The organism is Mesorhizobium newzealandense, from assembly GCF_042682145.1.
Classification (GTDB): Bacteria; Pseudomonadota; Alphaproteobacteria; order Rhizobiales; family Rhizobiaceae; genus Mesorhizobium; species Mesorhizobium newzealandense.
The window spans coordinates 574,819-596,179 of the sequence record NZ_JBHUGZ010000017.1; the positions used below are offsets into that span (position 1 = coordinate 574,819).

At 64.1% G+C, this 21,361-nt stretch carries 19 protein-coding genes and 1 pseudogene; 9 read left to right on the top strand and 11 right to left on the bottom strand.

Annotated elements, in window-relative coordinates; genetic code table 11:
* Positions 1 to 29: 29 nt before the first annotated feature.
* Together ACFSOZ_RS27110 and olsB are read left to right on the top strand one after the other, a co-directional pair.
* Positions 30 to 2,319 (top strand): annotated as a pseudogene (locus tag ACFSOZ_RS27110) (hybrid sensor histidine kinase/response regulator).
* Positions 2,320 to 2,503: 184 nt separating this feature from the next.
* Positions 2,504 to 3,379 (top strand): l-ornithine N(alpha)-acyltransferase, encoded by an 876-nt coding sequence (gene olsB / locus ACFSOZ_RS27115; RefSeq protein ID WP_379103255.1) that lies wholly within the window; start codon positions 2,504 to 2,506, stop codon positions 3,377 to 3,379.
* Positions 3,380 to 3,458: 79 nt separating this feature from the next.
* On the opposite strand, the gene ACFSOZ_RS27120 is transcribed toward olsB, so the two are convergent.
* Both ACFSOZ_RS27120 and grpE read right to left on the bottom strand, forming a co-directional pair.
* On the bottom strand, positions 3,459 to 4,091 hold the full coding sequence (locus ACFSOZ_RS27120) for a trimeric intracellular cation channel family protein (protein WP_379103010.1): 633 nt from the start codon (positions 4,089 to 4,091) through the stop codon (positions 3,459 to 3,461).
* Between the two features lie 127 nt (positions 4,092 to 4,218).
* The gene (gene grpE, locus ACFSOZ_RS27125) at positions 4,219 to 4,854 is read right to left on the bottom strand and encodes a nucleotide exchange factor GrpE (RefSeq protein ID WP_379103012.1); all 636 of its coding nucleotides are present in this window, start codon (positions 4,852 to 4,854) and stop codon (positions 4,219 to 4,221) included.
* 238 nt (positions 4,855 to 5,092) lie between these two features.
* On the opposite strand from grpE, the gene ACFSOZ_RS27130 reads away from it, so the two are divergent.
* The 3 genes from ACFSOZ_RS27130 (at position 5,093) to ACFSOZ_RS27140 (ending at position 7,003) form a co-directional block, all read left to right on the top strand.
* The gene (locus ACFSOZ_RS27130; protein ID WP_379103014.1) at positions 5,093 to 5,293 is read left to right on the top strand and encodes a hypothetical protein; all 201 of its coding nucleotides are present in this window, start codon (positions 5,093 to 5,095) and stop codon (positions 5,291 to 5,293) included.
* A 98-nt stretch (positions 5,294 to 5,391) separates the two neighbouring features.
* Positions 5,392 to 5,772, top strand: a complete 381-nt coding sequence (locus tag ACFSOZ_RS27135) for a hypothetical protein (RefSeq protein ID WP_379103015.1) — start codon at positions 5,392 to 5,394, stop codon at positions 5,770 to 5,772.
* Positions 5,773 to 5,980: 208 nt separating this feature from the next.
* Positions 5,981 to 7,003, top strand: coding sequence for a fatty acid desaturase (locus ACFSOZ_RS27140; protein ID WP_379103018.1), 1,023 nt, complete (start codon positions 5,981 to 5,983; stop codon positions 7,001 to 7,003).
* A 102-nt stretch (positions 7,004 to 7,105) separates the two neighbouring features.
* Here the strand turns inward: ACFSOZ_RS27140 and ACFSOZ_RS27145 are convergent, their stop codons facing one another.
* From ACFSOZ_RS27145 to cysG, 7 genes are all read right to left on the bottom strand, one after another.
* Positions 7,106 to 7,726, bottom strand: coding sequence for a DJ-1/PfpI family protein (locus ACFSOZ_RS27145; RefSeq protein ID WP_258596473.1), 621 nt, complete (start codon positions 7,724 to 7,726; stop codon positions 7,106 to 7,108).
* 193 nt (positions 7,727 to 7,919) lie between these two features.
* Complete coding sequence (locus ACFSOZ_RS27150; RefSeq protein ID WP_379103020.1) at positions 7,920 to 9,527, bottom strand: GMC family oxidoreductase; 1,608 nt, start codon at positions 9,525 to 9,527, stop codon at positions 7,920 to 7,922.
* A gap of 159 nt (positions 9,528 to 9,686) precedes the next feature.
* The gene (locus ACFSOZ_RS27155; RefSeq protein WP_379103023.1) at positions 9,687 to 10,220 is read right to left on the bottom strand and encodes a DUF934 domain-containing protein; all 534 of its coding nucleotides are present in this window, start codon (positions 10,218 to 10,220) and stop codon (positions 9,687 to 9,689) included.
* 167 nt (positions 10,221 to 10,387) lie between these two features.
* Positions 10,388 to 11,152, bottom strand: a complete 765-nt coding sequence (locus tag ACFSOZ_RS27160; RefSeq protein ID WP_379103024.1) for a phosphoadenylyl-sulfate reductase — start codon at positions 11,150 to 11,152, stop codon at positions 10,388 to 10,390.
* A complete protein-coding gene (locus tag ACFSOZ_RS27165; RefSeq protein WP_379103026.1) occupies positions 11,127 to 12,797 on the bottom strand; it encodes a nitrite/sulfite reductase in 1,671 nt (556 codons plus the stop codon). The genes ACFSOZ_RS27160 and ACFSOZ_RS27165 overlap by 26 nt, the downstream gene beginning before the upstream one ends.
* Positions 12,798 to 12,839: 42 nt before the next feature.
* Positions 12,840 to 13,133: a DUF2849 domain-containing protein gene (locus ACFSOZ_RS27170; RefSeq protein WP_379103028.1), complete on the bottom strand. Its 294-nt coding sequence runs from the start codon at positions 13,131 to 13,133 to the stop codon at positions 12,840 to 12,842.
* Entirely contained in the window at positions 13,130 to 14,581 is a 1,452-nt protein-coding gene (gene cysG, locus ACFSOZ_RS27175) for a siroheme synthase CysG (protein ID WP_379103030.1), read from the bottom strand. The genes ACFSOZ_RS27170 and cysG overlap by 4 nt, the downstream gene beginning before the upstream one ends.
* Before the next feature lie 443 nt (positions 14,582 to 15,024).
* On the opposite strand from cysG, the gene ACFSOZ_RS27180 reads away from it, so the two are divergent.
* The gene (locus ACFSOZ_RS27180; protein WP_379103257.1) at positions 15,025 to 15,459 is read left to right on the top strand and encodes a baeRF12 domain-containing protein; all 435 of its coding nucleotides are present in this window, start codon (positions 15,025 to 15,027) and stop codon (positions 15,457 to 15,459) included.
* Positions 15,460 to 15,651: 192 nt separating this feature from the next.
* Complete coding sequence (ybaL, locus tag ACFSOZ_RS27185; protein WP_379103032.1) at positions 15,652 to 17,424, top strand: YbaL family putative K(+) efflux transporter; 1,773 nt, start codon at positions 15,652 to 15,654, stop codon at positions 17,422 to 17,424.
* Positions 17,425 to 17,505: 81 nt separating this feature from the next.
* On the opposite strand, the gene ACFSOZ_RS27190 is transcribed toward ybaL, so the two are convergent.
* Complete coding sequence (locus ACFSOZ_RS27190) at positions 17,506 to 18,315, bottom strand: AraC family transcriptional regulator (protein ID WP_379103034.1); 810 nt, start codon at positions 18,313 to 18,315, stop codon at positions 17,506 to 17,508.
* Positions 18,316 to 18,470: 155 nt separating this feature from the next.
* On the opposite strand from ACFSOZ_RS27190, the gene ACFSOZ_RS27195 reads away from it, so the two are divergent.
* Both ACFSOZ_RS27195 and ACFSOZ_RS27200 read left to right on the top strand, forming a co-directional pair.
* A complete protein-coding gene (locus tag ACFSOZ_RS27195) occupies positions 18,471 to 19,415 on the top strand; it encodes a zinc-binding dehydrogenase (protein ID WP_379103035.1) in 945 nt (314 codons plus the stop codon).
* Between the two features lie 56 nt (positions 19,416 to 19,471).
* Complete coding sequence (locus ACFSOZ_RS27200; protein WP_379103037.1) at positions 19,472 to 20,587, top strand: MFS transporter; 1,116 nt, start codon at positions 19,472 to 19,474, stop codon at positions 20,585 to 20,587.
* A gap of 12 nt (positions 20,588 to 20,599) precedes the next feature.
* On the opposite strand, the gene ACFSOZ_RS27205 is transcribed toward ACFSOZ_RS27200, so the two are convergent.
* Positions 20,600 to 21,352 (bottom strand): SDR family NAD(P)-dependent oxidoreductase, encoded by a 753-nt coding sequence (locus ACFSOZ_RS27205; RefSeq protein WP_379103039.1) that lies wholly within the window; start codon positions 21,350 to 21,352, stop codon positions 20,600 to 20,602.
* Positions 21,353 to 21,361: the final 9 nt, after the last annotated feature.

The window sequence follows — 21,361 nt, forward strand, 5'->3', positions numbered from 1 at the left end:
CCATAATCTCTGTCTGGCAAGGGTTTCGCATGATCGCGGAATCCGGCAGCCAACAGGCGGACACAGGCGAAGACATCGATGCGGCGACTCCGCCGGCGTCGACGCGGCGCTTTGTCGTCGCGCCGCCGCTGGTGCCCGAGCCGCAGTTCTCCACGCGCGAAAGCCTGCCCCTGCTGACGTTTGTCGCCATCGTCGTGCTGGCCGGCCTGGCGCATCTGACCGGGGCGCCGATCTTCATCAGCGTCGGATTGCTGGCAACAGGCCTCGCCGGCCTTGCCACGCACCTGCACGCCAGGCGGAGCGTACACCGTACCGCGTTCCTGCTTGACGAGACCACTGCCCGCAGCCGCGCCGAGATCGAGACGCTGGCCGACCGCATGTGGGAAATGCAGGAGAGCGAGGAACGCTTTCGTGGCCTGATCGACGCACTTGGCGACCTCGTCATTCATCGCGACCGCGATGGCTACATCGTCTATGCAAACAAGGTCTTCGCGGATCTCGTCGAAACCGATCAACGCGACCTTGCCGGCAAGACCCTGGCGGACCTTGGCATCGATGTCGGCATCGTTCCGGATGCCGCCTTTTCCGACCATGAGTGCCTGAGTTCCACCGACGTCTCCATCCGTACGCCGAGCGGTCCGCGCTGGTTCTCATGGATCGAACTGTCGGTGCGCGACAAGGACAGCGGCGCCGCTTCGCATCGCGCCATCGCCCGCGACATCACCGCCCGGAAACGAGCCGAATCCTCACTGATCACCGCTCGCGAGCGGGCCGAATACGCCAGCCAGGCCAAATCGCGCTTCCTTGCCACCGTCAGCCATGAAATTCGCACGCCGATGAACGGCATCATGGGCATGGCCAGGTTGCTGGCCGACACCAGCCTGTCGCCGGAACAGCAGACCTATGTCGGCGCCGTCTCGACCTCGGCCAGCGCATTGCTCGCCCTGATCGAGGATCTGCTGGATTACTCCAAGATCGAGGCTGGACGCTTCGACCCGGAGCCGCAGCCGATGTCGGTGCGCGAGATCGCCGACAACATCGTCGAATTGCTCGCCGCCCGCGCCTTCGCCAAGGATATCGGGCTGGGCTGTCACGTCGAGCCCGACGTGCCGCAATTGATCACCGCCGATCCGGGCAAGGTCAGGCAGGTGCTGCTCAACCTCATCGGCAATGCCATCAAGTTCACCGACAGCGGCGGCGTATTGGTGAGCATCGCACGCGCACGCACCGAAACCACCGACCGTATCTGCTTCACCATCGCCGATACCGGTCCGGGTCTGCATGAGGAGGACCTGGAGCGCATTTTCGAAGAGTTCGAACAGGCCGACGGCACGTCGACGCGCACGCATGGCGGGGCCGGCCTCGGCCTTGCCATCTCAAGACGCCTGGTGGCGGCCATGGGCGGCGCGATTTCAGTATCCAGCCGGCTCGGCCAGGGATCCGAATTCGTCTTCGAAATCCCGGCAATATCGGCCACCGAAGCACCGCAGAGCCGGCAGAACGCGCTCTCGGGCAAGCGCGCGGTGATCCTGTCGAAAAAACGCCGTCGAGGCCGATGCCATCGCCCGCACCATCCGCGCCAATGGCGGCGCGGTCGACGTCGCCACCACCGCCGCGCAGGCGGCGCCCTTCGCCGACGGCTGCGATGTGCTCCTGGTCGACGCGGCCATGGAAGAGAGCGACGGAAGGTTGCTCAAGCGCCTGCGCCAGAGCGGTTTCGCCGAATGCGAGGCCATCACGCTGATCGCTCCGACCGATCGCGGCATGCTCGGCGAGTTCCGCGCCAGCGGCTACGCAACGTTCCTTGCCAGGCCGGTGCGGGGCGGAACGCTTCTGCGTGTGCTGTTGAGCAGCCATGCTCCCACCCTCACCCAGCCGCAGCCGGAAAAGGGTGGCGCCCCCGCACCTCGTGCCATCGGCAGCCGCCAGCGGGGACTGTCGGTGCTGATCGCCGAGGACAATGACATCAACGCCATGCTTGCCCGCGCCACGCTGCTGAAGGCCGGGCACCGCGTCAAGGTGGTCGGCAATGGCAAGGCCGCCGTCGAGGCTGTCACCGGCGCCGGACACAAGAACCGCTTCGACGTGGTTCTGATGGATCTGCACATGCCGGTCATGGACGGACTGGACGCGATCGCCGCCATCCGCCGCCACGAGGAGGAAACCGCCGTGCCGCCGGTGCCGATCATGGTGCTGTCAGCCGACAGCCAGGAAAAGACCCGCCATGCGGTGCTGGCCCATGGCGCCAGCGGCTTCGTCACCAAGCCACTCGACCCTGACGCGCTGGTCAATGCCGTCGAGGGACAGGTCGCGGCCTGAGCCGCTTTTCTTCCTCTGCGCCGGTCCGTTTCCTCCCGTAACGTAGCCGGTTGCCCGTATTCGCCAGCCGACGAAGTATTGCCCACGACGTCGTATCACGGTACTGTCACAATCCTGTTGCACCTACACCGTATCCCCGTGCCAAGAGGGATGGCTCGAAGGAGAATCACTCGTGCATACAGTTATGCCGGAATGTGACACTCGGCCGAACGCCAGCAGCGCCTTGCTTGCCGGGCGTAACGTCGATTCCGTCATAAAGGGCGCAGCACTCGCCCGAATCGGTAATCTCGAAGTGCGGCTCGCCCGCAACGAGGCCGAGATCGCGGCCGCACAGGAAGTCCGCTACCGGGTGTTTTACGATGAACTTGGCGCCAGGAAAGATTTGTTCCAGGCACAGGATCGCCGCGACGCCGACCGGTTCGATCCGCTCTGCGACCATCTGCTTGTCTTCGATACCTCGCTCTCCGGCCCCGAACATCGCCGCATCGTCGGCACCTATCGCCTGCTGCGGCAAGAAATCGCGGCCGCCGCTGGCGGGTTCTACTCAGAAGGCGAATTCGAGCTGACCAAGCTCATCGCCCGTCACCCCGGCCAGCGTTTTCTGGAACTCGGCCGCTCTTGCGTTTTGCCGGAATACCGCTCGAAGCGCACCATCGAGGCGCTGTGGCAAGGTATCTGGGCCTATATCAACCATTACGAAATCGGTGTGATGACCGGCTGCGCTTCCTTCCACGGCACCGTGCCGGCGGCGCATGCCGAGGCGCTCACCTATCTCGCCCACCACTGCCGGACGAATTCCGCCTGGGACGTGCGCGCGGTGTCCGGACGCTACTGTTCGATGGATCTGATGCCGATCGAGGCGGTCAACGCCAAGGCGGCGATCGCGGCGATGCCGCCACTGGTCAAGGGCTACCTGCGCGTCGGCGCCCGCATCGGCGATGGCTGCGTCATCGACCGCGAATTCTCGACGGTCGACGTGTTCGTCGTGATGCCGGTCAAGGAAATCGGCGCCCGCTACGTCAATTATTATGGCGGGGAAGCCCAGCGTTTCGCGGCGTGAATAGCGAATAGGACGTAGTGCCGGGAGTTGCGCGGCAACAGCCACTATCCGCTACTCCCTATTCGCTATCCCCTTCTTTTCACGGGATGTCTTCCGGCCGCCGGCCGGGCCGGCTCTTGTAGGGGGGAAACGCCCAGCCGAAACGAAGCGCGCCGCCGCGCACGGCGAACGCCGTGGCGAAGCCGGCCCATCCTGAAACAATCTGTGGCAAGCCGGCGACATCGCCGGCTGTGAAGATGGCGGCACCCACGAGCGCGGCCGTGACATAGATTTCCGGCTTCAGCAGCACCGAAGGCTCCCCGGCCAGAAGATCACGCAGGATACCGCCGAATGTGGCGGTCAGCATGCCGGTGATCACCGACACCGCCGGCGAGCCGGTGATGGCAAGTCCCTTGGCCGCGCCCATCACGGAAAACGCGGCAAGCCCGATGGCGTCGAGCCAGAGCAGCAGCTTGTAGCGGGATTCGACGCGGTGCGCGGTGAAGAACACCACAACCGCCACCACCGCGCAGATCAGCACATAGTCGCGGTTTCCCACCCAGAACACCGGCACGTTGAGGATCAGGTCGCGAAACGTGCCGCCACCGATGCCGGTGACGCTGGCCAGGAACAGGAAACCGATAATGTCGAGCTGCTTGCGTGAAGCGGCAAGCGCCCCGGTCGCGGCAAAGACGGCGACACCGGCATAGTCGAGAAGCGCGATCGGGTTCATTGTAGGACCAGGAGAGTAAGGGAATGGGGCAGTAAGGCAGTATGTTTAGCACGAAGGCGTACGATTGGAGCGCCCCCTACTGCCCTACTGCCCTACTGCCCTACTGCCCTACTGCCCACTCCCCTAACTAGGCATCCTTCTCGGCCTGCTCATTGACAGGCCCCGGCTCGACCGGCGTTTCGCCGGCGGCAAGCTTGGGGCCGCCCTTGGCAACGCCGACCATGGCCGGGCGCAGCACCCGCTCGCCGATCGAATAGCCCGGTTGCACGACCTGGACCACGGTGTTGGCCGGGACATCCGGATTGGGCACCTCAAACATCGCCTGGTGGAAATTGGGATCGAACTTCTCGCCTTCCGGCGTGAGCTTCTTGACCCCGTGCCGCTCCAGCGCCGACAGCATGGCGCGCTCGGTAAGGTCGACACCTTCGATCAGCGCCTTGAAGCCGGCATCGCCCGATGCCTTGGCCTCGGCCGGGATGGCGTCAAGCGCGCGGCGCAGATTGTCCGACACCGACAGCATGTCGCGTGCGAAATTCGCCACAGCGTAAGTGCGCGCGTCGTGCACGTCGCGTGCGGTGCGGCGGCGCAGGTTTTCCATCTCGGCCGCAACGCGCAGCGCGCGGTCCTTCAGTTCTTCATTTTCCTTCAGCAGCCGCACAAGGGCTTCATAGTCGCCATCGATGCTGCCTTCCGTGCGCTCGGCATTGGCCTCGGTCGCCTCGACTTCATCGGGCGCGCGTTCGTCTTTTGCCTGGTCGCTCATCGCCGTTTCCCGTCAATCTCGAATGATGTGGATTTTGAGCCCGATATCGAGGTTTGGCGGTCAAAAATCAAGGGGTAAGCGATAGTGGGGGCTCGCGGCCGGGGCAGGACAACGAATGGCAAGATCCCTCGATTTTAATTCAAATTTTACCCTAACCGCCGGCTTTGCTTGCCACAAACGCGTGATGCGGGAACCATTCCCTTGCTGCAGGAGTTTCGAAGCCGACACAGGATTTGAGATGATGACCCGCAAAAAAGGCGAAAAGGGAGAAAAGCTGGCCGCCGAGGTCAGGCGACAGTTCGGCGCCGAGACGGTGACGCGCTTTCTGCGTACCTTGCCGGCCTTCCGCACCGACGCCGACATTCCCGACCGGTTCAGGGAGCTGCTCGACCGCCTCGACGGGGCGGAGGACGGTGACGCCGGCTGGCGCCGGCAGTAATCCAACGACCAATCTTGTCAGCAAACCTCTATCGGCAATAGCCTGAGAGAGCCGAACCATCTAATGACAGATGCAGTGTGGTTCACATGGAGGACGTAATGCGCAAGGTTTCGATCACCTCATTGCTGTCGGCGCTTGTCGGCCTCGGTGCCGTTACGTTGGTGGCCTTTCCATCACAGGCAGACAGTCTGCAGCTGCAACTGGGCAAACACGGCCCGCAGCTGAAGCTCCTGGAAGATTGCGATCCCAATTACAACGATTGCGAAGGCAACCGACGCGACTACCGGCGCGACCGCCGTCAGTCACGAGGCTGCACGGAGGACCGGGCTCTCGACAAGGCGGACCGAATGGGCATCCGTCGGGCAAGGATAGAGTCCGTCGGCCGCCGGGAGATCACGGTCCGCGGCAGACAGGATGGCGACCGCGTGCGCGTGACTTTTGGAACCGAGCGCGGCTGTCCCATCCTCGACCGCGAGTAGAGATCGACCCCAAAGCGGAAACCCGATGCTCAAGCGACAGAGAGCAACGGGCTCCTAGCGACCGGGCTTCAAAGCTCCGCTCCAGGGTGGACCATCACGCTGATCAAGCTCCGATTGGCTGGCTCGACCGGGGCCACGCGACAATTACGCACAGTAATTTTGCGTGAGCTTGCCTTGCGGCGGCGGGGCGCCCCGCCTATGCTTCCTGATGAACATGATTTCCCCTGAGGCGGCCGCCAACAGCAAGCGCGCCTGGCTTAAGATTCTGGCGCGCTACAAGAAGCCTGACAGGCGCCGCAGCACCGTCGAACTCGCCATCACCCTCATTCCGTTCGCCGTGCTCTGGGGACTGTCCTCGGCCGCCTATGCCTATGGCCATTGGTGGGGTCTGGTTCTGATCCTCCCCGCGGCCGGGTTTCTGGTGCGCATTTTCATGATCCAGCACGATTGCGGCCATGGCTCCTTCTTCGCCAACCGCTATGCCGACGACTGGATCGGCCGCGCGCTCGGCATCCTGACGCTGACGCCCTACGACTGCTGGCGGCGCGCGCACGCGACGCATCATGCCAGCGCCGGCAATCTTGACGAGCGCGGCATGGGCGACATCAGGACGCTGACCGTTGCCGAATACCGGCAAATGTCGTGGCGAGGCCGCCTTGCCTATCGTCTCTATCGCCACCCGCTGGTGATGTTCGGGTTGGGGCCGATCTGGCTGTTCATCTTCGAGCAAAGGCTGCCCATCGGCATGATGCGGGGCGGCCTGACGCCCTGGGTGTCGTCAATGACCACCAATCTGGGCATCGCGGTTGCGGCAGCTATCCTCATCTGGTTCGTCGGCCCCGGCGCGTTCCTGGTTGTCCATCTGCCGATCGTCATCCTCGCCGGGTCGGCCGGTATCTGGCTGTTCTACGTCCAGCACCAGTTCGAGGAGACGGAATGGGCAAAGGATGCCGACTGGGAGTTCCAGCACGCCGCCCTGCACGGATCGTCCTACTACGACCTGCCGCCGGTGCTGAACTGGTTCACCGGCAACATCGGCGTTCATCATGTCCACCACCTCTCCGCCAAGGTGCCGGGCTATCGGCTGCAGGAAGTGCTGCGGGATTATCCCGAACTGCGCGGCATCGGTCGCGTCACGCTGCTCGACAGCCTGCGTTGCGTCAAACTAGCGTTGTGGGACGAAAACCGCCGCAAGCTGGTGTCGTTCCGCGAGGCGCGGGCAGCAGCATAAAGAGCCGCCGCACCATAAGGCGCGGCGGCATTGGCAACTCCTGGATATGTCTTTCGACGTGATTCCGGGCGGAAAACCGGACACGCTTTTCCTGGACTTGGATCAGGCCGCCTGGCGCTCGTCGCGCATCAGGATCTCGCCATGGCGGATCTCCGTGCCCAGCACCTTCAGGCATTCGCGAATGAAATTGGACAGGCCTGGCCAGCCCTTGGCTGAAACGAGATTGCCGTCGACATGGGCGCCGGTCGGCGCGACGTCGATATAGATGCCGCCGGCGAGCGTCACCTCCGGCTCGCAATAGTGTAGCGCCGCCACTTCCCGACCCCGCACCACGCCGTCGACGGCGATCAGGATCTGCACACCATGGCAGATGGTGAAGATCGGCTTGCCGGCCTCGTGGAAATGCCGCACCAGCGCCTGCACCCGCTTGTCGATGCGGATATATTCCGGCCCGCGCCCGCCCGCCGCATAGACGGCATCGTAGTCGTCCGGCTTCACCTCGGCGAAGGTCTTGTTGAGGATGTAGTCGTGGCCAGGCTTTTCCGTATAGGTCTGGTGGCCTTCGAAGTCGTGCAGCGACGTCTTCAGAATGTCGCCGGCCTTCTTGTCGGGGCAGACGACATGCACCGTATGGCCAACCGCATGCATGGCCTGTTCAAAGACGAAAATCTCGTACTCCTCGCTGAACTCGCCAACGAGCATCAATATCTTCTTGCCAGCCATTCCCGGTTCCTCCCTTGTGGTCACATTTATTTCGGATCGCGAAATAATGGACCTATCCTAAGGGCAGGACGACAAAAGAGAAAGACCAAATCGCACCATTGGTACGACCAGTTCATGCACATTACGACTTGCATCGGCGCCGGACGTTTCACGGCAGACGAAAACGGCAATACTGGTTCGACCAGAATTCCGGTCAGATAGCCGCCCTGATCATGTCCGCCGCCTTTTCTGCGATCATGATCGTCGGCGCATTGGTGTTGCCGCCGATCAGCGTCGGCATCACCGAGGCGTCGACGACCCGCAAGGCCTGTATGCCCCGCACCTTGAGTTGCGGATCGACCACCGCCAGATCATCGATGCCCATCTTGCAGGTGCCCGCCGGGTGATAGATCGTATCGGCGCGGGCTCGGATATGGGTCATCAGCTCTGCATCGCTCGAAACGCCGGCGGTGTAGATTTCCTTGGCGCGGTATTTGGCCAGCGCCGGCGCCTCCAGTATGCCGCGCATCATTCTGACACCCTTGAGCAACAGCTCGGCGTCGCGTTCGTCGGACAGAAAACGCGGATCGATGCGCGGTGGCGCCAGCGGATCCGGCGTCGACAGCCCGACCTCGCCGCGCGAATGTGGCCGCAGCACGCAAACGTGGCAGGAAAAGCCATAGCCCATATGCAGCTTGCGGCCATGATCATCAACGATGGCGATGCAGAAGTGCAGTTGCAGGTCGGGCCGGTCGATCGCCGGGTCGGATTTGAGGAAGGCGCCGCCCTCCGCGTAGGGCGTGGCGATCATACCGCCGCCATCCTTGCGCCAGCGCCGCAGATGCCGCAACAGGCTAGGCAGACCGCGCAGGCCGATGCCCATCATGTCGGCATCCCTCGATGTCCAGCCCATGATGAAATCGAGATGATCCTGCAGGTTCTTGCCGACGCCTGGCAGTTCATGAACGACCGGAATTCCGTGCGCTGCAAGCTCGACGGCTGGGCCGATCCCGGACAGCAACAAGAGTTGTGGCGAGCCGAAGGCACCACCGCAGACGATGACCTCGCGCCTGGCTTTCGCAACGGCTTCACCCTTGCCCGCGCGGTATCGCACGCCGGTGGCCCGCTTGCCGTCAAGGACGATGCCCGTGGCATGCGCTCCGGTGACAACGGTAAGGTTTGGCCGGTTCATCGCCGGATGCAGATAGGCGGCGGCCGCCGAGCAGCGCTCGCCATTGCGGCATTCGCCCCAGAATTGCGTGACCTGATACAGTCCGGCCCCTTCCTGTTCGACCCCATTGAAATCATCGTTGCGCCGGATCTGGCTTTCGCCACAGGCCTCGATGAAGGCGCGGGAGAGCGCACGCGGCTCCTGCTGCTCGGCGACCCGCAACGGTCCGTCACCGCCATGCAGGGCATCGCTGCCACGCTGATTGCCTTCCGCACGCCGGAAATAGGGCAGCACCTCGTCCCATGACCAGCCGTCGCAGCCGAGATCGGCCCATTCGTCATAGTCGCCGCGGTGCCCGCGTGTGTAGAGCATGGCATTGATGGCGCTCGAGCCACCCAGCGCCTTGCCGCGTGGCTGGTACCCCTTGCGGCCGCCAAGTTCCGGCTGCGGCACCGTCTCGAAAGCCCAGTTGTTGATCTTCGGCCGGCCCGGCAACAGCGCTATGACGCCGGCCGGTGCGCGGATGAGCAGATTTCTGCCATCGCCGCCGGCTTCGATCAGGCAAACCGTTTTCGATGGATCTTCGGAGAGCCGCGCGGCAAGCGTGCAGCCGGCGGATCCGCCACCGGCAATGACATAGTCGAAAACCATGGTCTCCTCCCGGTTGGAGCGCCGCACGTCCAAAGGACGCGCAAAGGACGCTCCAAGACTCATGCACACCCGGCGGATGTTTCCGTCCGGATGGCCGAGAGAAGGCCCGATCAGGGGCGTTGTAAAGGCGCGCGGAATTACCGCTGCGTCAACGCGGCACTAATTGGCCCGCACCCGCCGCCATGAATAGCCGGGCCCGTTTGGCTCCGGCACGGCGGTTGGCTGGTAGTAGAGCCCCAACCCGCCGGTGCGGCCCTCTTCGAGGCGCTTCAACAGCACCGGATTCGAGATCTCGAACTCGTCGAAGCCGAGCCGCAGCATATGCGGCAGCTGGTCGACCAGCACCTGGCCGGTGGCACGCACCGCACCCTCGAAATGATAGCGGCTGCGCAGCAGTTCGCCCTTGGAGAAGGATCGGCCGTCGCTGAAGGCCGGAACGGCCAGCGCCACCAGCGACAGTTGCTCGAGCAGATCAGCTATCTTCTCGAGCTGATCGCCGGGTTGCAGCACGACACCGAGCCGTTCGCTGGCGGACCGGCGCACCTCCGGATCGAGATCGAGGAACGCCTGCAGCGGCAGGATGAAGCGGCCATTGCCGGACAGTGCGTCCGCGCTTTCGGCATGAGCCCATTCATCCTCGCGAAAACCCGTCGGGGTCCAGAGGCGGGTCTCCGGTGTCGTCGGTTCGGTCATCAAAAATTCCTAAAGCCCAAAAGAATCCCAAGATGTTGAAACTTGGCTCAGGCCAAGCCGGAAATGATGGCTTCCGGGAACCGGAGCGGCGCGTACTTTTGGGTACGCCAGCACCGGAAGCCCAGGTATCAGCCGTTTGCAGGCCGGCATCACCTGATCAACATAGCTTAAAGCGATGCGTCGGTCAGCGACTTCTCCAACCCCGACAGGTGAATGCCGCACTCGGTCTTGGCATGACCGGCCCAGCGGCCGCTGCGCGCGTCCTCACCCGGTTGCACCGGCTGCGTGCACGGGAAGCAGCCAATCGACAGATAGCCGTAGGCGACCAGTGGATTTTCGCGCAGCGCATGCGCGCGCATGTAGTCCGCCTGGTCCGACGTCGTCCAGTGCGCCAGCGGATTGATGCGGATGCGCGGGCCGACCGCTTCGAACACCGGTAGCGCTGCCCGGGTCGAGGCCTGGAAGCGCTTGCGGCCGGTGAACCAGGCGCGGAACGGCGCGACGCCGCGCGCCAGCGGCTCGACCTTGCGTACGTCGCAGCAAGCATCGGTATTGCTCTGGTGCAGATTGCCCGTCGGATCGATCCGTTCGAGCGCCGCTGCTTCCGGCTTGATCACCCGGATATTGGTCAGCCCGAAATCGGCGACGAGCGCATCGCGATAGCCGAGCGTCTCCTCGAAATGCTTGCCGGTGTCGAGGAAGATGACCGGCAGCGTCCGGTCGATCTTGGAGATCATGTGCAGCAGCACAGCCGAATCCGCGCCGAACGACGACACGGCGGCAATCTCGTCGTGGAACAGTTCGCGGGCCGAGCGTTCGATGATCTCGAGCGGGTTCAGATGACCATAAAGCGCATCGAGCCCCGCCGATTCGGCGGCGATGCCGTCATCGACGTCGACGATACGGTCAAGCGGCCTTGGCTTCGCCAGCATAGAGCGCCTCCTTGAACGGCGCGGGACCGACACGGCGGTAGGCGTCGATGAATTTCTCTTGTGGGTTGAGCCGAAGGCCGAGATAGGTCTCGACGATCTGCTCGATGGCGTCGGTGATCTCTTCCGAGCTGAAGCCGCGGCCGATGATCTCGCCGACAGAGGTGTTCTCGTCGGCCGAGCCGCCCAGCGTCACCTGATAGAGCTCGGAGCCCTTCTTCTCGACGCCGAGGATGCCGATATGGCCGACATGGTGATGGCCGCAGGCATTGATGCAGCCGGAGATCTTCAGCTTCAGTTCGCCGATCTCGCGCTGCCGCTCCAGCGAGGCGAAGCGAAGCGAGATTTCCTGCGCGATCGGGATCGAGCGCGCCGTCGCCAGCGCGCAATAGTCGAGGCCGGGGCAAGCGATGATGTCCGATATCAAATTGGAATTGGCCGTCGCCAGCCCGATGTCGACCAACGCGTCATAGACCGCCTTGAGGTCGGCGCGCGCCACATGCGGCAGGATCAGGTTCTGCTCATGGCTGACACGCAGCTCGTCGAAGGCGTATTTCTCGGCGATGTCGGCGACCGCTTCCATCTGGCTGTCGGAGGCGTCACCTGGCACCTCGCCAATGCCCTTCAGCGAAATGGTCACCGCCGCATAGTCGGGATGGCGGTGGGTCACCACGTTCTGGTCGAGCCAATCGGAAAAGCTCTTCGAGTCGAGACGCGCTAACTTCACCGCCGCATCACCTTCCGGCCGCTCGGTCAGCGCCGGCGGCGCGAAATAGGCCTCGATGGCGCGGATATCGGCATCCGGCAGCTTCAGCTCGGCATCCTTCAATTCCTGCCATTCGGCCTCGACCTGGCGGGTGATTTCCTCGACGCCGGTCTCGTGGACGAGGATCTTGATGCGCGCCTTGTACTTGTTGTCGCGGCGGCCATAGAGGTTGTAAACGCGCAGGATCGCCGTGCAGTACGAGAGAAGATCGGCTTCCGGCAGGAAGTCGCGGATCTTCCGGGCGACCATCGGCGTGCGGCCCTGGCCGCCGCCGATATAGACGGCGAAGCCGAGCTCGCCGGCGGCGTTCTTCTTCAGGTGCAGGCCGATGTCATGGGTCTGGATGGCGGCGCGGTCGCGCTCGGCACCCGTCACCGCGATCTTGAACTTGCGCGGCAGGAACGAGAATTCCGGATGCACCGACGACCACTGGCGCAGGATTTCCGCATAGGGGCGCGGATCGGCGACCTCGTCGGCGGCGGCACCGGCAAAATGGTCGGCGGTGACATTGCGGATGCAGTTGCCGCTGGTCTGGATGGCGTGCATCTCGACGCTTGCCAGATCGGCCAGGATCGCAGGGATGTCCGACAGCGCCGGCCAGTTGAACTGGATGTTCTGGCGCGTGGTGAAATGGCCGTAGCCCTTGTCGTATTTGCGGGCGATGTGGCCGAGCATGCGCAACTGCTTGCCGTTCAGCGTGCCATAGGGCACCGCGATGCGCAGCATATAGGCATGCAGCTGAAGATAGACGCCGTTCATCAGCCTGAGCGGCCGGAACTGGTCCTCGGTGATCTCGCCGGCAAGACGGCGCTGGACCTGGTCGCTGAACTCGGCGACGCGGGCCTGGACAAAATCGTGGTCGAACTCATCGTAACGGTACATGCTTCGTCTTTCAGGGCGCGTCCGCCCATGCCTGGTGTCCTGTTAAGCTGCCCGGGCAGCCTGCTTGCCGAGGTCGTTGCGGATGGTCGGGCCGGCGGCGCGGATTTTCTCGCGCAACCGCACCGGCACGACGATGCCGTTGACGACATCCGCGTCGATCAAATTGACGTCAACCACTTCATTCGCGGCATAGGCCCTGGTGCCGATCGCTTCCAGGCGATCCTCGGCCGCCTTGTCATGGGCGAGATCGGCATGGTCCACCGTCTCGGCCCAGCCGCCATCGGCATACCAGACGGCGATGCCGTCGGTCAGGCGGTTGGCGGTCAGTATCTTCATTGCTGGACTCCTTCGGCGGCAGCTGCGGACACGCCTTCATGCCTGTGTGCCGCGAGCGGCTCGGACCGTTCAAAGTTGGCGCCGGCAACCGCGTCACCGATGATGGTCATTACCGGGCCGGAAAGATCGGCGCGCGCTTCCAGTGACGGCAGGTCGGCAAGCGTGCCATGGAAGCGCCGGCGGTTGGCAAGGCTGGCATTCTCGACCACGGCCACCGCCGTGTCCGGCGACAGACCGGCCTCGATCAGCCGGCCGGCAACCTCGGCCGCCACCGAGCGGCCCATATAGACAGCGACCGTGGCGCCCGAAATGGCAAGCTTGGCCCAGTCGGGCAGCGAATTGCCCTTGAGGTCGTGGCCTGTGGTGAACACCATCGACGACGAAACGCCGCGCAAGGTCAGCGGCAATTCGAAATCGGCGGCGGCGGCGAAGGCCGCGGTGACGCCCGGAACCACCTCATAGGCGATGCCGGCGTCGCGCAATGCCGCCATCTCCTCGCCGGCCCGGCCGAACACCAACGGATCGCCCGACTTCAGCCGCACGACACGCTTGCCTTGGCGGCCGAGCTCGACCAGCAGCGCATTGATCTCGGCCTGGCTCTTGGTGTGGCAGCCCTTGCGCTTGCCGACCGGCAGGCGCTCGGCATCACGGCGGCCCATGGCAACCACCGCCTCCGGCACCAACGCGTCATGGACGATGACATCGGCCTCCATCAGCAGGCGGTGCGCGCGCAAGGTCAAAAGATCCTCGGCGCCAGGACCTGCGCCGACGAGCGCGATATGGCCCGAGGCCGGCGTGTTCGAAAGCAGAAGATCGACGGCGGCGTCATGCGCCTGCGAAAGCTGGCCAGCTTCCACGGCATGGGCAGGCGCACCGCCGAAAAAGTCGCTCCAGAAGCGGCGGCGGGCATTGCCCTTCGGCAGCAGCTTCTCGGCAGCACCCCGAAACGACGCGGCAAGCGTTGCCAGCGGCCCGAGCGACGGCGACAGCATGCGGTCGATGCGGCCGCGCAGCATCTGGGCAAGCACCGGGCCTGCGCCTTCGGTCCCGATGGCGATGGCGACCGGCGCGCGGTTGACCAGCGCCGGGGTAAAGAAATCGCAGAGTTCCGGCCGGTCGACGGCATTGACCGGGATACCCAGCCGGCGCGCATCGGCGGCCACGCGGCGGTCGAGTTCCTCGTCGCCGCTGGCGGCAAACACCATGACCGCGCCTTCGAGCTGCGACGCGTCGTAAGCCGCGGCAAAATGGTTCGCGCCGGTCTGAGCGATGAAGGTCAAGAGGTCCGGCTCGGCGTGTTCCGCAACGATGCGCAAGACCGCGCTCGACTGTCCGATCAGCCGCGCCTTGGCCAGCGCCTCTTCGCCGCCGCCGACGATGGCCACGGCTTCGCCCTTGACCCGCATGAAGACGGGAAAGGCGTTGAGCTTGGGAGCAGTGTGCGACATGGGCGCGAGCGGAATCCTGAACAGGCTTGCAGTTTTACGCGCGGGCGCGGAAAACCTGAAGGAACGCACTCGCGCATCGTTTGTCGGGATGCAATCGCTTTTCTGAAAGCTTCCTGGCCAAGAGAAAAATATTCCTCGTTGGCGCATGGCGCGGATTCAAGCTGCTGCCGCAGGCCTTGATTTGCGCCTCTTTTAGCGCCCAGCGCGAAATGTCGCAAAACAGTTTTTTCTAAATTCTACCAATTTAGTAGATTAAAGTCATATGCATCGGATGACGCCGTTCCGCGTGTGATGACGAACGCCGGCTCGGCCCTTTGGTGGAACATTACCGGTTCGGGGCGCGTTGCCCACAAGTCCATCACGTCACCTCGAAACCCGGCTGCGCGGGCTCACGAAATGCCGCGGCAGTCGAATAAGGAATAGTCATCGTGAACACGATCAACATGAAGCACGGCATCTGGGTCATGGTGGCCGATGGCGAGAAGGCGCTTTTCCTCAGAAATGCGGGCGACAACAAATTTCCGAACCTAGAGGTGGTGCATGAGATGAAACAGGACAACCCGCCCACACGTGAGCAAGGCACCGACAGCCCCGGTCGATACAATGATGGTCCATCAGTGCATCGCAGCGCGGTCGAGGACACGGACTGGCACAGGATCGGCAAGGAGCGCTTCGCCGATGAGATCGCCGCCCGGCTCTACAAGCTCGCGCATAGCGGTGAGTTCAACGAGATCGTGCTTGTCGCACCGCCGATGGTGCTCGGAACCATGCGCAAGAAACTGCACAAGGAAGTTGAGGACAAAGTGACCGCCGAAATTCCCAAGACACTGACCAACCACGCCATATTCGAGATCGAGGCCCTGCTGCAGGCAGCCTGATCGTTGGCCATTGCGGGAATTCAAACCGACTGGTGGCTTCCTCGGCCGCCGGTCGGGTATTTGCGGCTTCACCGTCGATTTCGCGCCCTTGCGGGTTGCACCGCCGACACCCCATCCACCATATTGCAAACAGGCGGCGGCTTCGGGCGGCGCACATCCGACATCCCTGGTTTGAAAGGTGCTCCATAGACAATGCCGCATGACACGCCCCTTATCGCCACCATCGTCGCCGGTCTGGGGCTGGCTTTCGTCTTCGGGGCTCTCGCCAATCGCTTCCGCATTCCGCCGCTGGTCGGCTATCTCGTAGCCGGCGTGCTGGTCGGGCCGAACACGCCGGGCTTTGTCGCCGACGCCGGCCTTGCCAATGAACTGGCCGAAATCGGCGTCATTCTCCTGATGTTCGGCGTCGGCCTGCACTTCTCGCTGAAGGATCTTCTGTCGGTCCGGGCCATCGCCGTGCCCGGCGCCATCGTCCAGATCGGCTTTGCCACCGCGCTCGGTGCCGGGCTGTCCTGGATGCTCGGCTGGTCGATGGGCGCGGGCCTAGTCTTCGGCCTGGCGCTCTCGGTCGCCTCGACCGTCGTGCTGCTGCGCGCCTTGCAGGAGCGGCGGATGATCGAGACGGAACGCGGCCGCATCGCCGTCGGCTGGCTGATCGTCGAGGATCTGGCCATGGTGCTGGCGCTGGTGCTGCTGCCGGCCCTTGCCGGCGTGCTCGGCGGCCAGGAGCAGGCGGACGCCCACGCGAGCGGCTTGCTGTCTCTGCCGGCCAGTTACGGCATCTGGGGCGTCGTCGGCATGACGCTGGCCAAGGTCGCCGCGTTCGTCGTCGTCATGCTTGTAGTCGGCCGCCGGGTCATTCCCTGGATCCTGCACTACGTCGCCCACACCGGCTCGCGCGAACTGTTCCGCCTGGCCGTGCTGGCCATCGCGCTCGGCGTCGCCTTCGGCGCGGCGAAACTGTTCGGTGTCTCGCTGGCGCTGGGCGCCTTCTTCGCCGGCATGATCATGAGCGAGTCCGAGCTCAGCCATCGCGCCGCCGAGGAATCGCTGCCGCTGCGCGATGCCTTCTCCGTCTTGTTCTTCGTCTCGGTCGGCATGCTGTTCGACCCGTTCAGCCTGATCAGCAATGGCTGGCCGATCCTGGCGACGCTGGCCATCATCGTCATCGGCAAATCGTTGGCGGCATTCGTTATCGTCATTGCCTTCGGCTATCCGCTGGCCACGGCGCTGATGATTTCGGCAAGCCTGGCCCAGATTGGCGAATTCTCCTTCATCCTGGCCGAGCTCGGTGTCGGGCTGAAGCTGTTGCCCGAACAGGGCCGCGACCTGATCCTGGCCGGCGCCATCTTGTCGATCGTCCTCAACCCGCTGATGTTCCTGGCCATCGACTGGATGAAGCCGTGGCTGGAGAAGCGGGCCGCCAGGACGGCGCCGCCGGTCGAGGCAAAGCCGGTCGGCCCGGCGACGGAACCGGGCCAGGTGGCCTCGGTTGCGGCGACGACCAACAAGGAGGATGGGCCGCCGCCAAGGACAACCCTCGCCAACCACGCCATCCTGATCGGCTATGGCCGTGTCGGCAGCCTCGTCGGCGCGGCGCTGAAAGAGGCCGCCCTGCCCTTCCTCGTCATCGAGGACGCCGACAAGACACTGGCCAGGCTGAAGGCCGACGGCATAGAGGCCGTATCCGGCAATGCAGCGAATGCCGAAGTGTTCGCCGCCGCCAATCCTGAAGGCGCCAAGCGGCTGATCCTGGCCATCCCCAACGCCTTCGAGGCCGGCCAGATCGTGCTGCGGGCGCGGGCCGCCAATCCCGGCATCAACGTCATCGCCCGCGCCCATTCCGACGCCGAGGTCGAGCATCTCAAGGGGCTCGGCGCCGACACGGTGATCATGGGCGAGCGCGAGATCGCCCGCGGCATTGTCGAAGAGGTCCTCGGTCACAAGCCGCAGGCCGCGGCCTGAGCTTCCGCATGCCCAGGGATGGCCCGGTGACCGGCGACATTTGGCCTGTCGAACTCGACAACCTGCCCTCAATCGAATTGATCACGCAACGAACGCGGAGCCGCCATTCTGCGCGACGCTGCTGAGATACTGCGCGGGCGGCTTGCCCAGCGCCTTCTTGAACATGGTGATGAAGGCTGTGACGGACTCATAGCCGAGATCTGCCGAAACCTGCTGCACGCTCGCGCCCGAGGCCAGTTCGCGTATCGCGACGATCAAATGCAATTGCTGGCGCCAGCGTCCGAAGCTCAGGCCTGTCTCTCTCACCACCAGGCGTGCCAGGCTGCTCTCGCTGAGAGCGACACGCCGGGCCCATTCTGCCAGATTGCTGCGGTCGGCAGGATTTTCAGCCAAGGCATCGACGATCCGCCTCAAGCGCGGCTCTGACGATATCGGCATATGCAGCCGCTGGACAGGCATGCACGGCAGCTCGCTGAGCAGAACCGTGGTCAGCACAGCCATGCGTGAATCGTCGTCCTGGCCATGATCGGCCAGCTCGACGATCAGTTCGCGCAGCAGAGGCGAGATCGACAGCGTGCAGCACCGGTCCGGCAGATCGGCGGCTCCAGGCTCGATGTACACGAAGAAAATCCGGGCATTGGCGGTGGCGATATTGCTGTGCTCCATGCCGCCCGGAATCCACACCCCGCAATGCGGCGGCACCATCCATAGACCGCTGGGGACGCGGCAGGTGACACCACCACCGAGGGCGAAGACAAGTTGGCCTTTGCGGTGCCGATGGGAGGGGACCTCAGCCCTGGTCTCGGTAACGTCGACGCGCACGACAATCACCGGCTCGGAAAGCTCATCCACATCGAAATTGAGCCAGGGGTAGCGGAGAGGCTGTCTCATGATTGACGATTTTTAGCGATCGATTGCTTTGATATCTAAATTATTCAGGAGGGAAAGTCGATAGGTTCCGGCTCTTCGATCAGCGGCCGCCTGCGAACCGGCAAGAGCAGCCGCCCGAAGGTATGCGTCCACCACGCGGCAATGAGGTATGAACCATGCTCGCCCTAGTCATCTCTCCCGATAGCCCCACCGGGCTGAAGCTCGCGGAGCTCGACGAGCCTCAGCCCACCTCGAACGAAGCGCTGATCTCGGTCCACGCGACCTCTTTGAACCGTGGCGAATTGCGCCTGCTCGCCATACGTCCGAACGGCTGGATACCCGGCCAGGACATTGTTGGGATTGTCGAACGCGCAGCAGTGGATGGCTCTGGACCAGCTGTAGGCGCCCGGGTCGTGGCTTTGGTCGACCAGGCCGGCTGGGCCGAACGTGTGGCCGTTCCAACCGACCGTCTCGCCGTCCTGCCGGATGACGTCAGCTTCGTCTCCGCCGCCACGCTGCCGGTCGCGGGCACGACCGCGCTGCGCACCCTGCGCCTCGGCGGTGACCTTGCCGGCCAGCAGGTCCTGATCACCGGTGCAAGTGGCGCGGTCGGTCGTTTCCAGATCCAGATCGCCCGCGAGCAGGGCGCGTCGGTGACCGCGATCGCCGCAGCCCGGCATGCCGAGGATCTTCGCGGCCTTGGCGCTGAACTGGTTGTCGAAGCGATAGAAATTGCTGAGGGGCGGTTTTCGCTGATCACCGAGTCGGTCGGCGGCGAAAGCCTCGCACGCGCGATCGAACGGGTCGCGCCGGGCGGCACCATTGTCATGTTCGGCTCGAGCAGCGGCGAGCTCACGCCCATTGGATTTCGCCAGTTCGTTCCGGGTCACGAGGGGGCGAGGCTTCAGACTTTCGCCTACTACACTTCCGGCTCAGGCATTGGCGCGGACATCGCCTCGCTGCTCGCCCTGGTCGCGGTCGGCAGGCTTGAAACACGCGTGGCCTTGACCGTGCCGTGGACAGACATCGCCAAAGGCCTGGAAGCCCTCCGGCAGCGCAGCTTCAGCGGCAAGGCCGTTCTCACCATGGTCGCACCTACGCAGATCAGGAGCGCGCGATGACGGCGAGAGAGATCGTTCGGACTTCCAGCGGCCATGGCCTTCTCGTGGTCGGCATCATGCTGATCGCCGCGACGCTCCGCGCGCCCTTCACTGGCGTGGCACCCATGCTGGGCATGATCCGCGACACCAATGGGATCAGTGCGGCCGAGGCCGGGCTCCTGACGACCCTGCCATTGCTCGCATTCGCCGCGATTTCACCGTTCGCACCCATCCTGGCGCGCCGACACGGCATGGAACGATCGCTGTTCGGCGCTTTGCTTGTCATCACGACTGGGATCGTCGTGCGTTCGACCGGTCCGTTATTCCTCGGCACGGCCATCCTCGGAGGCGGAATTGCCGTCGCCAACGTTCTGCTCCCAAGCCTGCTCAAACGAGATTTTCCGGACCGGATCACCAGCTTGACGGGGGCTTATGCCATCACCTCCGGACTGGCCCAGGCGCTCGCATCGACAGCAGCGATCCCCCTTGCCGCACTGCCGGGGTCGAACTGGCATCTTGCCCTCGCCGGCACGTTGATCTTTCCCGCAATGGCGCTGATGGCCTGGCTTCCTCAACTGCGGCTCAGCTCGGTTCCAACCGCGGAGAATACTTCTGCGTCCAGTGCCGGCCACATCTGGCAGTCATTGCTCGCTTGGCAGGTGACTGCCTATCTCGGCCTGACCTCGCTGGTGTTCTATGTCGTCGTTGGATGGCTGCCGGCCATTCTTATGGAGGCGGGCTATTCCGCGGCTGGCGCTGGCTCCATGCACGGGCTGCTGCAACTGGCGACCGCGGTTCCCGGTTTGGTCCTCGGTCCGGCCGTCCGCCGCATGAAGAACCAGCAGGCCCTCGCCATCGGCGTATCGGTTCTCACATGCCTTTCGCTGCTCGGTCTATGGCAACTTCCAGAGCTGGCACCGCTATGGGTCGCACTGTTCGGCTTCGGCGCGGCTGCCGCCTTCGTCCTCGGCCTGGCATTTGTGAGCCTGCGAGCCTCGAACAGCCATCAAGCGGCGGCGCTTTCTGGAATGGCACAAAGTCTGGGCTACTCGCTGGCGGCAGCGGGTCCGCCGCTTGTCGGCCTTGCGCGTGATGCGACCGGGGGCTGGAGCGCGGCCCTGGCAATTTGCGCCGTCGCATCCTTGCTGATGGCGGCTTTCGGTGCTCTTGCCGGACGGGCAAGGACGATCTGACTGCCAACCGGTTCAGACGTGCTGGCCGCCATTGATGTGGATTTCCGAGCCGGTCACGTAGGATGCCTGCTGCGAGCACAGGAAGAAGATGATGTCGGCGACTTCCGCCGTGGTGCCGAGGCGCCGCAGCGGTATCGTCTCGACGATCTTGTCCGTGCCCGGCGACAGGATCGCGGTGTCGATCTCGCCCGGCGCAATGGCGTTGACGCGAATGCCGTGCGGGCCGAAATCATGCGCCATCTCGCGCGTTAGCGAGCCGAGTGCCGCCTTCGATGTCGCATAGGCGGTGCCGGCGAAGGGATGCACGCGGGTGCCGGCGATCGAGGTGACGTTGACGATCGAGCCCTTGGCCGCCGCCAGTTCCTTGAACAGCCCGCGCGCCAGCATGATCGGTGCGAAGAAATTGACCTGGAACACGTCGCGCCAGACATGCATCGGCGTTTCGATCGAGTCCATCCGGCTGTTGCCGTCCTTGAGCTTCGGCGAGATGCCGGCATTGTTGACCAGCGCATGCAGCTGGCCGCCATGCGCTTCCAGCCGATGGCGGATTTCCGACACGGCGATGCCGACATCTTCCTGGTCGGCGAGATCGACCTTGATGTGGTCTTCCGGCCCGGCCGGCCATGGGCAATCCTCGGCAAAGGCCTGGCGCGAACAGGTGATGACGCGCCAACCTTCGCGCGAAAACCGCTTGACCGTGGCGTGGCCGATGCCGCGGCTGGCGCCGGTCAGCACGATGGTTTTTCTGGTGTCGAGTTCAGGCATGTTGGATCT